Raw genomic sequence first — 13221 nt, forward strand, 5'->3', positions numbered from 1 at the left:
GGGTATATTTTACCGAATAATTCCAACGGTTTCTAGGCATAGTTTTTTTACGATAAAATTGATGTTGCAATATGGTTTGGAAGATGGCACGCTTTTTTATACGTCAAAGGAAGGATGGTAGAATCTTATTCGATGAGAGGAACTAAGGAGCGGCTTTGTTTGTTCTATTATGAATTTTTCATATGTTGAAATTTTGATGGTTATCGACCTGAAAAACCCTTGTTCCATCGACTTTTGGAACAAGGGTTTCGTTCGTTTGTACGTTTGTATTGCGGGCTCCATCTTTACGTTTCTATCTCAACCCTGGCAATCGCCCATTTCATTGCCGCCCAACTAAGACGCTGCCGTGACCCCGCCAACGGATTGCTGCTCCTCTCGCATACGAAGCCGTTTGTGCGCTGCCCACAAAAACGGAACGCCGCATACCGCGGTCACCGCGATGGGGATAAATACGAGCAAAGGATGCTCTGCTCCGAATGTATCCAACAAAACACCTCCGAAAATCGGGGCACTGACGTTGCCCAAGTTGTTAAAACCGATCATGCCAAAATACGTGCCGCGCAGCTCCGGCTTCGCAATCCGGTCGACCAGGACGTCCATAAGTGTAAACATCAGCACTTCGCCTACCGTAAAGATGATTACCGCAAGCACGAGCATCCACGGACTTTGCGCCAGGCCGAACATCAGCAAGCTGACGGACACCATGGCATTCCCGACGATCAGCGGTACGACAGGCGGAAATTTGCTTGCAACGCGCACGACCGGAAATTGCACGGCAAGCACAACGACGGCATTGAGCGAGAGCATGTATCCAAACCATTTCGCACCGTCGTGCATATGGGGATTCAATGACATGAACTGCGGCAATGTGGAACTGAAGTGTCCGTACCCCAGCACGCAGAAGATCGAACCGATCAATATATACATAAAAATCGGGTCCTTCCCCGTCGTGCGAAATGCCTCACGGATGCGGATCGGCTCTGTATGCGCTGCGGCTTGTCCGTCGGATGGCAATGGATGAATCATAAACTGCACGATCAACAAAGCTCCGTAGGCCACATATACGCCTCCAGCCACGAGAAAGGACAGATTCGAATCCGACAAACCAAGATACAGCCCAAGCAGCGGCCCAAAAACCACCCCAAGATTGATAGCTGCATATCTCAGATTAAAAACCAGCAATTTGTTGGAAGCGGATGTGATATCGGATAATAACGCCCTCGACGTGGGCTCGAAAGTGGCTCTGCATATGCCGTTCAATGCATTCATGACAAAAAACATCCAGATTCTGTCGGCCACCGCAAAGCCGATGAATACGATGGCCCAACCAAACACGGATATGAACAGCACTTTTTTTCGGCCGATCCGGTCTGATACATAACCGCCATAAAAGCTTGCAAATACGCCGACGAGTGCGCTGACCGCCACGATCACGCCCGTCTGCGACGGCGATGCTCCCATCGTCTGCGTCAGGTAGATCGACAAAAACGGTATGCTCATCGACGTTGCCATCCGGCCGAAAATCGTGCCCACAATGATGGTCCACGCAAGCGGATGAATCTGTTTCAACTGCGAATTCATGCTGCTGCCTCCTTGCTGCCTTACAATATTCTATGCCTATGTAAACATATGTTCTCCATTATACGATGAAGGCCTGTTTTTGGAAATTAATATTTTTGATCATTCGGCCTTGAATGTTGTAAACAAAGGGGCTTTCAGTGGATGAAAATTGGCAGGAATAGTATTATTAACTATTATGAATTTTTCATATAATGAAATTTTAATGCAAATCATCATCTAATCATTCGATCTTCTTCCCCCAACGTTATGTTCTTTTCACGAAAAAAGTCGCCTATTTGGCGACTTCGATCCGATCAATCGTATATCACTCACGTCACGAAGTACTGGCTTGGATTTCCGAGCTCGGGATGGAACTTCTCGCGAAAGCGGCCCCCCGTATACGCTCCGATCACCTTGCGCCAGAATGCCTGGGCAATAACATTCGACCGAACCTGCGTCACCTTCCAGCGCCCCGAAAAACGATTGAACAATTCATGGGCAGCCCATGTTCCCACGCCGCTGCGCCGATATTTCTGCATGACGAAAAACTCGGTCAGATAATAGTCGTTTTCCTTGTTCCCCGGCTGTTTCTCTACAAGCGCAAACCCGGCCGGCACGCCGCCGCTGGTAATTAAAAAAGCAAACTTGCGGCCTTCCTCCGTCCAAAAGGATTCCAGGCCCGGATATTCTGGAAAAATGCCGTTCACGTCCACGTCAATATTCAAATATTTCGTAAAATCATACAAATAAAATTGCATCAAATGCCGAATCACCTGACTGCGTTCTTGGGGAACCAGCTCGATCTGCACCCTCATCCGGTCCACTCCTCTTTTCTATGGATATGCCTGCCGTTTATACTAATTACTTTACTGGTTTATAAGTCATGGGGCAAGAAAGCAATCTCATTGCTCTCTGTTCGTTGAACAGGCTGTGACCAAGCAAAATATGGTACACTGGTGTTACTATGCCATGCGATCGTTCGCAATGATAAACACATTTATGGAGGTGCCGAACATGACCAATGTGCAAAAAGAGATTGACCGACGCAAGCTGGATGAAAAACTGCCTTCCATGCCTTGGTTCGTTCAGCAATTCATTGACTATAAGCTGCCTGACCTGTCTCCTTCCACGTTATTGGAATACTTGCGGGATTACGACGCATTTTTCAGCTGGCTTCGCGCCGAAGGGCTGTCCCAAGCTGTGACGAACAAAGATGTTCAACTCACCGAGCTGGAAGTGCTGCGAATGGAGTCCATCACGTCGTTTCGACTGTTTCTGGGCACCAAACGCGAAGGAGCCAACTCACGCATTACCGTTTCCCGCAAGCTCTCCTCCCTGCGCTCCCTGTTCCACTATTTGAGCCAAATTGCTGAAGATGAGGATTTCTACCCCCTGCTGAAACGAAACATTATGGCCAAAATCGAAATCAAGCGCACGCACAAACCCAAAGACACGGCAGCCAAGTTGAAGGGTAAAATTTTGGAAGAAGACGAATTGCTGGAGTTCATTGGTTATATTCTGGAGGGTTACGCAGTGGATATGCAAAAAAACAAGCAAGCCCTCTATGCCCATGAACTAAACAAAGAACGGGATGCCTGCATCGCCAGCCTTATCCTCAATTCCGGTCTTCGCGTGTCAGAGGTCGTCAACTTGAACGTCGACGATCTGGATCTGAACAACAAGATGCTGCATGTATACCGAAAAGGAAACAACGACGAAACGTTCAAAACCCCCGTTTATTTCAGGGAACAAGCGAGAGACGAGCTCGCCAACTATATGCAGCTGCGTCAGTCCCGCTACCGCACTCCGAAACGCGAAAAAGCGCTGTTCATCGCGCTTCGCAACGGGGAATCCGAAGGCAGCCGTATGACGAAAAGAGCCATTCAGGCCATGATCATCAAATATGCGAAGAAATTCGGCAAACCGTACCTGACCGTGCATAAATTGCGCCATTCCTTTGCGACAGACTATTATTTGCAAAATGATATCTATAAAACCAAGGAACAGCTGGGTCACGCTTCCACCGAGACCACTGAAATTTATGCCCATCTTACCGATAAAACGATGTCCGAAGCGATTGAGCGCCGATTGGAGGAAAACTAGCTCTCCGTTTCGTCATCATAAAAAACAAATGATAATCAAACCCCAAAAGCCGCCCCAATGGCGGCTTTTGAACGATCAGTGATGCACAGTGTCAACCCTTATCGAGAATAGACAGCAGGACGCTCACAACCTGTCCGGGCTCATGCACGGAATGCCAAGCGATTCCTTTGTTGTCAATCTCAATAACATGCTGGCCATCGAAATCCGCCTCGTTTTGTACCTCTTCCTTCGGGAACCACGAAACAACTCCGATGACCCTCTCCAGCTGCTGCACTAGGAGCAGGTCTTCGCCGCTCCTCGCCATCACCAGTTTAGGGTAAGGCGCTTGCTTGTGGCCTTCGATCAACACCCAATCATAATCCTTGAAATAATGGAGCATATCCTCCAACCTGGCCGCCCGCTTCTCAAGAATGGCCGTCCGTGTATCGGACATGACGGCCACAGCCCCTGCCCCCGCTTCGGCAAAACGATGCGAATCGGTGCCTTCCCGATCCATTTGAAAGTGGTCATGCCCATCATGTTTGATCACCGCGACCCTCAGTCCGCGGTTGGAAAATTCACGCGTAAGAGCTGCCGTAAGCGTGCTTTTGCCGGTGTTTTTGTACCCGACCACCTGCACTACTTTTGGCCCCGGTCCCGGAGTGTTGGCATAGCTGGTTATCGACATCCTGCCTCACCTGCCTTGAGGGAGTTTGATAATGCGGACCTTCTCCCCGGCCGCGATGCCCTTCCTTTCCGGCGGCACCACGATCAGGCAATCGCTGTCCTTGATCGTAATCATCACGCTGGATTCATCCACCCGCGATGGAGCCGGTGCAGCGTAAACGGTGCCCTCCCTAATCTGGATGCGTCCGCGGACAAAACGGGTAAAGTTGTTTACCTTCGTATACTCCGTATCCATAATCGCCGTCCACTCCTCCAAATAAGGGTGCGGATCGCTCTGCATCATCCGGATGGTAGGCCAAACAAACAGCGAGAAACCGACAAAACAGGCCCCTGGATTGCCTGACAAAGCAAACAACAGCTTTCCGTTCACCACCGCCGCCGTCGTTACGCTGCCCGGGCGCATCGTTACCTTGTTGAACAGCATGTCCACATCGCTTTCGCGCACGAGATCTCCCATAATATCGTAATCTCCTACGGAAACGCCACCTGTCGTGACCACGATATCGTTGTCGCGCACAGCCTCTTCCACCTTGGCGCGGGCAGCAGCAACGTCATCTGCGATCGAACCGTACATGACCGGTTCTCCCCCGGCCTCAACGACCAGGGAACGAAGCATGTAGCTGTTGCTGTTTCGAATCCGTCCAGGCTGCAAAGGCTCGTCCACGTCAAGCAGTTCGGTCCCCGTCGCAAAAATCGCGACCTTGGGTCGACGATAGACACGTACATGAGCCACGCCGAATGTCGCAAGGACCGACTGTTCCCCTGCCCGAATGGTCGTGCCTGACTCCAGCAGCAAGTCGCCTTCCTGAACCTCCAGCCCAATGGGCGTAATATTGGCGTTAGGCTGAATGCTTCGTTTCAAACCGATCCAATGCTGCCCATCCTGTTCCCTGCTCTCGGTCATCTCCAACATGACGACAGCGTCGGCGCCTTCGGGAACCTGTGCACCCGTCATGATTCTCGCAGCAGTGCCTTCCACAACAATCTGATCCGAAGTGTAACCACACGGTATTTCATCGATCACGCGCAGCCAGATCTGTTCATCGCTGGAAGCATGCAAGGTGTCGCCGCTTACAATGGCATAACCGTCCATGCCTGAACGGCGGAAAAACGGATACGGATGCGGTGCATGAACGGTTTCGGCCAACGTTCTCCCATGCGCGAGTTCAAGCCTGACCAGCTCGGTCGAGCCAGAGCTTGCACGCGCCGCAATCTTGGCCTGAGCATCGGGCACCTGAACGGCGGTCCGCATAAATTTGGAACTTTTCATGTCAGCATGAGGCATGTTTGATTTCATGTTCGTCGCTCCTTCTTGGAGAAAATCTCCCTATGTAAAAAAGTGTAGCCCGAAACAGGCAACGATGACAAGTGACAATGTCACGTCAAAGCAGGTTCGCAATTCCTGATCTAAAAAAACAGCCAGCGTGCAAAAGGGAGACGACTCCTTTTACTCGCTGGCTGTTCAATTGGGGGCGGCTCAGCATCGCAAAAGCTATCGTCGCCTTTTGATTTTTCCTCCGCCAACCCTTGTTTTCGGTTTTTTGTATGAGCTTTTCGGTGAGTCAAACCATCCTCCGCTCTTGTTGCGTTCAACGGTGCCTGTGCTCGGTTCTTTTTTCCGGCTGAACAAACCGCCGCCTGAACCTACGCTCGTGTCCGTATCGCCCCCGCGTCTCGTAATGGAGCCTTTTCGCTCAACGGTAATCGGAGGCGCTGCTTTTTTATCGTTGCTGGTTGGCGTTCGGTAGGAACCGGCATTGGGCTTATACGTATCCTTGCTTGTATAGCCCCGGTATTTCCCCGAAGATCCGCTGCCCCCAAGAGCATCGAACAAATTGCCGAGCAGCGTGGCGGTCAGATAACCCTGCAAAAAGGAGGAATCGTAATTTTGACGGACATATTCCTTTGAATCGACCTCGATCAGCGTATCTTCCTTTTTGTTCGGGTCCTGCTGCAGGTGGTAATATTGGTCCGAATATACCAGGAACATCCGCTCGTCGTTTACCGCCGAGATCTGGTCCGGCTTGCGTTGATCGGACAGTTCTTCAGCCACTTCAGGCACGGTGCGGTCAGCAGCCCGATATACATAGGATGTCGAATTCCCGCTCCCGCTAACAGACTCGAGTGGATAGGTATCCTGAACGGAAGGTGCTCCGCACGCGGACAGCAAAGACATCAGAAGGCTGAGCACAAGCATTAATTTCAATCCATACGCCGTGCGCTTTTTCATTTGCACCTCTCCTAGCTCGAACGAATCACTTTAATGTCTGCGGGAATGACGGACTCGCCCTCGTACAGAGCAAACCTTCTGTCTTGCCACTCCACGCGTAGAAGCAGATGATCATCCGACTGATACTGCCATACAAGCTGCTCGCCTGCTTGCCCGTATGGCGTTTTGCCCGCTGTCGTAACCATTCCTCCGTATTCATCTTCCAAGTGGTAGGCACGGCCATCCAAATCCAGCAGCGTCGGCACCTCATCCGGTGCATCAAGTCGGCCATCAATCGGTTGATACAAAGCATAGCGTGTCGTTTCGCGCTCTTCGATATGCAAATAGCGAACGGACGTGCCGTCCTTCAAGGTTAGCACAACCGCATTTCGGGACCGATGATGCACTCTACCCACCACTTCATACGTGACTAGCGACACTTCGCAAATATCGCCTGGCGCAAGCTGAAGCATCGTTTTCTCTGCCTTGGGTGGTTCCGGTTTGGCCATAATTCCTTTAATTCGTTTCCATACGCTCATGCGAATTACTCCCGTTCTTCAATCTTATAGGCAAGCCGCAATAATCAGTGCGCCCACGATATGCAGGGCACCTGAAAACAGGCCGTACCCTGTTTTTCCTTGCTGGATGCCTGTATCCAAGTCAAGTGCTGCCCATTTTCGAATAATGAAATGAACCACACTTTCCAATATAAGTAAAATAACAAACGAAACAACCGATACAAGCAAGGCTTCACCCAGATGTCCTGCCGTCGAAATCGAAGTGGCAAGCACGTAGCCCTGCGCAAACAGCTTCATGACCATTCGCGTCGTCACAGCCATGTTTCCGGCCTTCACTTCGGCAAAATCCTTATATTTTGTAAACAAGGAATCCACGAACATCAATATAAAGAGCAGCACTGAGCCTGAAAGCGTCCAGACCAACATCGCCAAAATGTTCAAATCCATTTACACAGCCTCCAAAGTTCAACATAACCCACATTTAAAAGCGAAGAAGAAACCATGTTTCTTCTCCGCCAGATGGGTACACACACTCTCGCTCGTTCGAATCTTATTTTTCGTACTGTTTCAATAAAGCGGCAAGTTCATCTTCAACCGCTTGATCTTTGCCCAGTTTTTCGAACTCCTCATCGAGCGATTTGCCTTTGGATGACATTTCATTGCTGGCTTCGGCTTGAGCTTCCATTTGCAGCATTTTTTCTTCCATGCGCTTCATGCCGGCGCTCGCCGTATCGGAACTGAACCCGTTAAGAGCCTTGTTGATTTCGGTTTGCGCCTTGGCTGCGTTGTAACGAGCAACGAGGGTTTCGCGTTTGTTTTTCATCTGTGTCAGCTGTTTGCGCATCTCATCCAGTTTGCCGCGCAGATTGTCGGCTGCCGCCTTGTTCTGGTCGTAGCTGACTTTGTATTCGGCCATTTTTTCTTCAGCGGCTTTTTTCTCTTCAAGCGCCCGCCGGGCCAGGTCTACGTTCTGGGCGCGTGCAGCGGTATGAGCTTGTTCCTCGCGTTTTTTTACGAGCGCTTCCTGTTCTTCATAAAGCTGTTTGAATTTTTTCTCGATGGCGATCTGGGCTGCAACGGCTTTCTCCGCATCCTCCAGATCCTCTTGCATGTCCCGGATATATTGGTCCGTCATTTTGATTGGATCTTCTGCCTTGTCGATAATAGCGTTAATGTTTGACATCGTTAAATCACGCAATCGTTTGAAAATGGACATTTAATTTTCCTCCTAGTCGATAATACAACCCTGTATATAATTATACATACGTCGCAATCGTCTGTCCGTTTCAATTTTCAATCAAAAATTTGTGAACCCCCGTTATAGGAATGAACGGCATCGTTCACCAAACCATTCGTATGTTCGGACGGGTTTAAATGTTCATCAAGCAGCCTTTCCGCAGTCTGCACAATTTCGTCGATTTGCATGCGCGTAATGCCATTGTAATGAATGCCCATAATGACGGTTACGGTCGTTCTGAGATGCTGCGCCGCTTTACGGGCAAGACGCTCGCACAGTTCCTGTTCCTTATGCCCCGGAATGTGCATGACCGAACCGTTAATGCGTTCCCCATCCGGATAATATGTGGCGACTGCACCGATATGCGCTTTTCCTCCTGTCACCAATAATACGCGGTCATCCCCGGTTTGAATTGCTTGAAGCTTCATCGTTTTCAAATCGAACTCATTCATCTGCGTCCACCCAACCTTCATGTTTTATGTATTTTCTGGAATTATGAGCCTCATTCGTCGCAAAGACAATGAAACACTTCACATCCCGCATAAACCATTGCGATCCCGGGAATACCAAAAAAGAACGCATTCTTGAAAGGAGGCTGCTGTCATGCGTGTTCGCCTCAACGTGGCCATTGGGATCGTCTGCATGCTGCTTTGCGTTAGTTTCTCTCCCTTACGACCTGCTGAGGCAATGGGAAATCATTCGGTTCCTGAAAGGGAGTCCAAGGAAACCATCCATTCATCGGAGGAAGAACAGCTGACTCTGGGACAGCTTCGGCGAAAATATGCAGATACTTTCAAGACCAACGGTCCGTCGACCAAACGGGTCGCTTTAACTTTTGACGATGTGCCTGATCCTCGATTCACGCCTCAAGTGTTGGATGTTTTAAAAGAACATCATGTACGGGCTACTTTTTTCATCGTAGGCAACCGTGCTGAGAAACATCCTGACCTGGTTAAACGCATCGTGAAAGAAGGGCATGTCGTCGGCAATCACAGTTACAATCACCCCCAATTCAGCAAATTGTCCATGAGCGCATTCCGCAAACAGATTTTGCGAACCGGGGAAATCATACAGAGACTGACAGGATATACTCCAAAAATGATTCGTCCTCCGTACGGGGATATTAATGAAGAGCAGCTCAAATGGGCAGCCAGGAACCACTACAGCATCGTAAACTGGAACGTGGATTCATTGGATTGGAAGGGCATCCCCAAAGAAAAGGTCAAAGAAAACATATTATCTGCCGTCAAACCCGGCTCCATTATTCTTCAACATGCCGGTGGCGGCGTCGGGGCCAATCTCAGCGGGTCGGTAGAGGCATTGCCGGAGGTGATCACGGAGCTGCAAAAAAGAGGATACAAATTGGTCACTTTAGATGAAATGCTGCAAATGCCCAAAAACAGAAAAACCGTAAAATGACCGGATGCAAAAAGGTGTTCGCTTCACTCACGCTTCGTGATTGAACGAACACCATCGTCGATTTATTTCAAAATAAAGAGTTTCACGTCCTGAAACCCGAATGAACTTACGGATTGTTTGCTTCCGGGGATGAAAATATCAATGCGGTTTCCTTTGATGGCAGAACCCGTATCACGCGCCGTAGCCACAAAAGCCTGTTTAGGCAATCCCGGATGGCTGTGTCCAGTCACCAACACTTTGGTTCCGAGCGGGATGATCTTAGGATCTACCGCGATGGTACCGAGCTCAAGGTCGTTGCCGAAATAATCAACAGATCCCCACTTCCCGTTCTCGGAAGGGTCCGCCGAATACCCTGTAGCGACAACGTTCAATGTCTTGCTGTAATCAAACGTCTTGCCCCACGCCTCTACGACTTTGTCTTCATTGTTTACGTCCAGACTGGCAGCAGTTACTGCATTGGCCTGAACTTTCGATGCTGAAGCTGCAGCGGATGCGGTGCTTGTTTTGCCCGGAATGTTGATTTTCACCCCGTCATAGATATTGTACGCGGAGATGCCCGTATTGGCCTTCATCAACGTGTCGAGAGCAATGTTGTATTTCTTGGAAAGCGTATAAAAGGTATCTCCTTCTTTGGCCACATGGACGGAATCTGCGTGAGCCGGGACAGCCTGGATCAATACGGCTGCTGCTAACATGGCTGTTGCGGTTTTGACGATGCGTTTCATCGAATTAAGTCTACCTCCCTTATTATGCCTGCGAAGTTAGTTGTCGGATTCGGATGGAGGAGACCACCCTATAGGTATAGATTTACACGTATTGCTTATGTACGCCCTAATTCACCCCAAGCAGCTGCAAGGATGCGACTGCCCCTCTACTGCATCATTACTTCCCCCGCACCTTCCGTTAAGAAAGTTTCGGCACGACTAATATATCACAATATTGTAACCATGGTGCCTAGTAATTGTTACCAATCTGCGATCGCTTCCCCTTGTAATTCAGCGTATGTCCATTGTTTCATGGGAATCCGGGGTTTCGAATGGTCGCTCGTTCCCGCATAGATGGTAACAGAAAAGTTACTTTTTCAATCCATAGCGCACCAATCCAAGCAAAAAACCATGCCTCCTTAAACAGCAGGCATGGTTTATCTTGATACTCCAATGATCGGCTAAAGCACCTTTGCCAAAAAATCGCGGGTACGTGCATGTTTGGGTGCACCGAACACTTCTGAAGGCGTTCCGTCTTCTACGATCACTCCGCCGTCCATGAACAAAATGCGATCCCCAACTTCGCGGGCAAAGCCCATCTCATGGGTTACGATGACCATGGTCATGCCGCCTTCGGCAAGTCGTTTCATGACATCCAGCACCTCGCCGACCATTTCCGGATCAAGCGCGGAGGTCGGCTCATCGAACAGCATAACGTGCGGCTGCATGGCGAGCGCCCGGGCAATGGCGATACGCTGCTTCTGTCCGCCTGACAATTGGCTTGGATAAGCATTCTTTTTGTCGTAAAGGCCCACCGTTCTCAGCAAATCCTCCGCGATCTTGTTTGCTTCCTGAACGGATTGTTTCTTCACCTTGATCGGGGCGATTGTCACGTTCTGCAGCACCGTTTTGTGCGGAAACAGATTAAAATGCTGGAAGACCATGCCCATTTTTTCACGGGTTGCGTTAATGTTGTGTTTAGGGTCGGTGATGGATACCCCTTCAAAATTGATTTCGCCTGAAGTCGGTTGCTCCAGCAGGTTCAAGCAGCGCAAAAACGTACTTTTCCCCGAGCCCGAAGGTCCGATGACCACCACGACTTCTCCTTTTCCGATCGTTACATCAATGCCTTTCAGCACTTCGTTTTTTCCGTAAGATTTATGCAGTTGTTTAACGTCGATCACTTGCACTCAACTTCCTTTCCAGTCGTCCCAACAGCTTGGACAAAATGAATGTCAGCACGAAGTATATGGCTGCGGCGATCAGGAATGGATTCAAGCCCTGATACGTAATGTTTTTGACCACGCTGGCCTGATACATGATATCGACCATACCGATCACCGAAATGATGGACGATTCCTTGATAATGGTAACGAACTCGTTACCGATCGCCGGAAGGACCGCTTTGAAGGCCTGCGGCAGGACAATAAAGCGCATCGCTGCAGCTTTGCCCATCCCCAAAGACCGAGCCGCTTCCATCTGTCCGCGGTCCACGCCTTGAATACCTGCGCGGAAGATTTCCGCCAAGTAAGCACCGCTGTTGATGGACAACGTAATAATCCCTGCCTGAAGCGGCGAGAAGTTAATGCTAAAGGTCAAAGCCAGGCCGTAATAAATGATCATCAACTGGACCAGCATCGGGGTTCCACGGATCAATTCGACGTATGCCGTACCGATCCAGCGCAGGATGGCTGCGTCATGGAGACGGAACCAACAGATGATCAGACCGATGATGACACCGAAAATGACGCCAAGCGCAGACAACAGCAAGGTATAGCCCACACCTGTTGCATAAAAGCTTTTGTATTGCCAGAACACTTCCAGAATATTCGGTGTTTTGGTTTCTTTTCCCGCCATCATTTGGCTCGCTTCGGTAACCATCTGAGGGATTTTGTTTTCGCTTTTCAGTCGGGCAAGCGTTGCGTTTACGGCGTTCAGCAGTTCCGTGTTTCCTTTGCGGATACCGATGGCGGCCTCTGCTTCTTCTTCGTCCGGCACTGCAGGCGCAAGCACGATGTTGTCATCCAGGTATCCGACGGCAACGGTGTCCTCCAGAATGGCTGCGTCGATACGATTGGTCTCCAATTGCAGCACAATATCGGAAATCTTGTCCAATGCAGTCAGCTTAGCACCGGCAATCTTCTGACCGATCTCTTCTTGAATAGAGCCTTTCTGCACGCCGATCTTCTGGTTCTCCAGCTCGGCCATCGTCGGGAACTTGTCCTTGTCCTCAGCGCGTACGACGATGACTTGCTTCGATTTGTAGTAGGTTTCCGAGAAGTCGATGCTTCTTCTGCGTTCATCGGTCGGGGTCATGCCCGAGATGACCATGTCGACGCGACCGCTCTGCAATGCGGGCAGAAGCCCGTCAAAGCCCATATCCTCTATGACAAGTTCTGCACCCATGTCGGCTGCAATCGCTTTGGCGATCGCGATATCGAAACCGACAATTTGGTCCTTGCCGTCAATCACTTTATGAAATTCGTACGGCGCGAAATCGGCACTTGTGCCGAGCACCAGCTTTTTGCCCTCTGAAATGCCCGTCGTGCCCGCGGCCATGGCCGTTGGAACAGCCATTGTCAGCATGACCACAAAGGCCATAAGCATCATGGTGTAACGACTTATTAATTTCAAACCTGTTCTCCCCTTACTTTATTCACATGCTTATTTCTCATAGGATGCCTGAGTCATTATAAAGGACAATGTATGAATATGCAATGCATTTTCATATTTACAACGCATGACAACGCCCTGAAAAAAATGGAGAAGCATGCTATAATCAAGAAATCGTTTTTATTTTTGCAG

At 49.7% G+C, this 13221-nt stretch carries 14 protein-coding genes and 1 riboswitch; of the genes, 2 read left to right on the top strand and 12 right to left on the bottom strand.

Going from position 1 to position 13221, the window contains the following annotated elements; all coding sequences use genetic code 11:
• Positions 1–333: 333 nt before the first annotated feature.
• Complete coding sequence (locus tag SNR34_RS18655) at positions 334–1581, bottom strand: MDR family MFS transporter (RefSeq protein WP_339272837.1); 1248 nt, start codon at positions 1579–1581, stop codon at positions 334–336.
• Positions 1582–1889: 308 nt separating this feature from the next.
• On the bottom strand, positions 1890–2375 hold the full coding sequence (locus tag SNR34_RS18660) for a GNAT family N-acetyltransferase (RefSeq protein ID WP_236412287.1): 486 nt from the start codon (positions 2373–2375) through the stop codon (positions 1890–1892).
• 199 nt (positions 2376–2574) lie between these two features.
• Between SNR34_RS18660 and xerS the strand changes: the two genes are divergently transcribed.
• Entirely contained in the window at positions 2575–3663 is a 1089-nt protein-coding gene (gene xerS, locus SNR34_RS18665; protein WP_236412285.1) for a tyrosine recombinase XerS, read from the top strand.
• Positions 3664–3754: 91 nt separating this feature from the next.
• Here xerS and mobB read toward each other — a convergent pair whose 3' ends face one another.
• The 7 genes from mobB to lpdD form a co-directional block, all read right to left on the bottom strand.
• The gene (gene mobB, locus SNR34_RS18670; RefSeq protein WP_486179907.1) at positions 3755–4330 is read right to left on the bottom strand and encodes a molybdopterin-guanine dinucleotide biosynthesis protein B; all 576 of its coding nucleotides are present in this window, start codon (positions 4328–4330) and stop codon (positions 3755–3757) included.
• A 6-nt stretch (positions 4331–4336) separates the two neighbouring features.
• Entirely contained in the window at positions 4337–5614 is a 1278-nt protein-coding gene (locus tag SNR34_RS18675; RefSeq protein ID WP_445259802.1) for a molybdopterin molybdotransferase MoeA, read from the bottom strand.
• Between the two features lie 207 nt (positions 5615–5821).
• Entirely contained in the window at positions 5822–6559 is a 738-nt protein-coding gene (locus SNR34_RS18680; protein ID WP_236412282.1) for a DUF4247 domain-containing protein, read from the bottom strand.
• 11 nt (positions 6560–6570) lie between these two features.
• Positions 6571–7077: a DUF4178 domain-containing protein gene (locus tag SNR34_RS18685; RefSeq protein ID WP_236412281.1), complete on the bottom strand. Its 507-nt coding sequence runs from the start codon at positions 7075–7077 to the stop codon at positions 6571–6573.
• 24 nt (positions 7078–7101) lie between these two features.
• Positions 7102–7503 carry a DUF350 domain-containing protein gene (locus SNR34_RS18690; RefSeq protein ID WP_236412280.1) on the bottom strand — a complete coding sequence of 134 codons (402 nt, stop codon included), beginning with the start codon at positions 7501–7503 and terminating at the stop codon, positions 7102–7104.
• A gap of 103 nt (positions 7504–7606) precedes the next feature.
• The gene (locus SNR34_RS18695; RefSeq protein WP_236412279.1) at positions 7607–8272 is read right to left on the bottom strand and encodes a PspA/IM30 family protein; all 666 of its coding nucleotides are present in this window, start codon (positions 8270–8272) and stop codon (positions 7607–7609) included.
• Positions 8273–8349: 77 nt separating this feature from the next.
• The gene (gene lpdD / locus SNR34_RS18700; protein WP_486179908.1) at positions 8350–8766 is read right to left on the bottom strand and encodes a prenylated flavin chaperone LpdD; all 417 of its coding nucleotides are present in this window, start codon (positions 8764–8766) and stop codon (positions 8350–8352) included.
• A gap of 130 nt (positions 8767–8896) precedes the next feature.
• Here lpdD and SNR34_RS18705 point away from each other — a divergent pair, with 130 nt between their 5' ends.
• Positions 8897–9712, top strand: a complete 816-nt coding sequence (locus SNR34_RS18705) for a polysaccharide deacetylase family protein (RefSeq protein WP_486179909.1) — start codon at positions 8897–8899, stop codon at positions 9710–9712.
• A gap of 62 nt (positions 9713–9774) precedes the next feature.
• Here SNR34_RS18705 and SNR34_RS18710 read toward each other — a convergent pair whose 3' ends face one another.
• The 3 genes from SNR34_RS18710 to SNR34_RS18720 all read right to left on the bottom strand — a co-directional run bounded on the left by SNR34_RS18710 (position 9775) and on the right by SNR34_RS18720 (position 13002).
• Positions 9775–10437 carry a 3D domain-containing protein gene (locus tag SNR34_RS18710; protein WP_236412274.1) on the bottom strand — a complete coding sequence of 221 codons (663 nt, stop codon included), beginning with the start codon at positions 10435–10437 and terminating at the stop codon, positions 9775–9777.
• Positions 10438–10446: 9 nt separating this feature from the next.
• Positions 10447–10642, bottom strand: a riboswitch (cyclic di-AMP (ydaO/yuaA leader).
• A 235-nt stretch (positions 10643–10877) separates the two neighbouring features.
• Positions 10878–11600 (bottom strand): amino acid ABC transporter ATP-binding protein, encoded by a 723-nt coding sequence (locus SNR34_RS18715; RefSeq protein ID WP_486179910.1) that lies wholly within the window; start codon positions 11598–11600, stop codon positions 10878–10880.
• On the bottom strand, positions 11587–13002 hold the full coding sequence (locus SNR34_RS18720) for an ABC transporter substrate-binding protein/permease (protein WP_438286791.1): 1416 nt from the start codon (positions 13000–13002) through the stop codon (positions 11587–11589). Before SNR34_RS18720 ends, SNR34_RS18715 begins: the two co-directional genes overlap by 14 nt.
• Positions 13003–13221: the final 219 nt, after the last annotated feature.

The sequence above is a fragment of the Paenibacillus sp. XP01 genome (assembly GCF_057364885.1).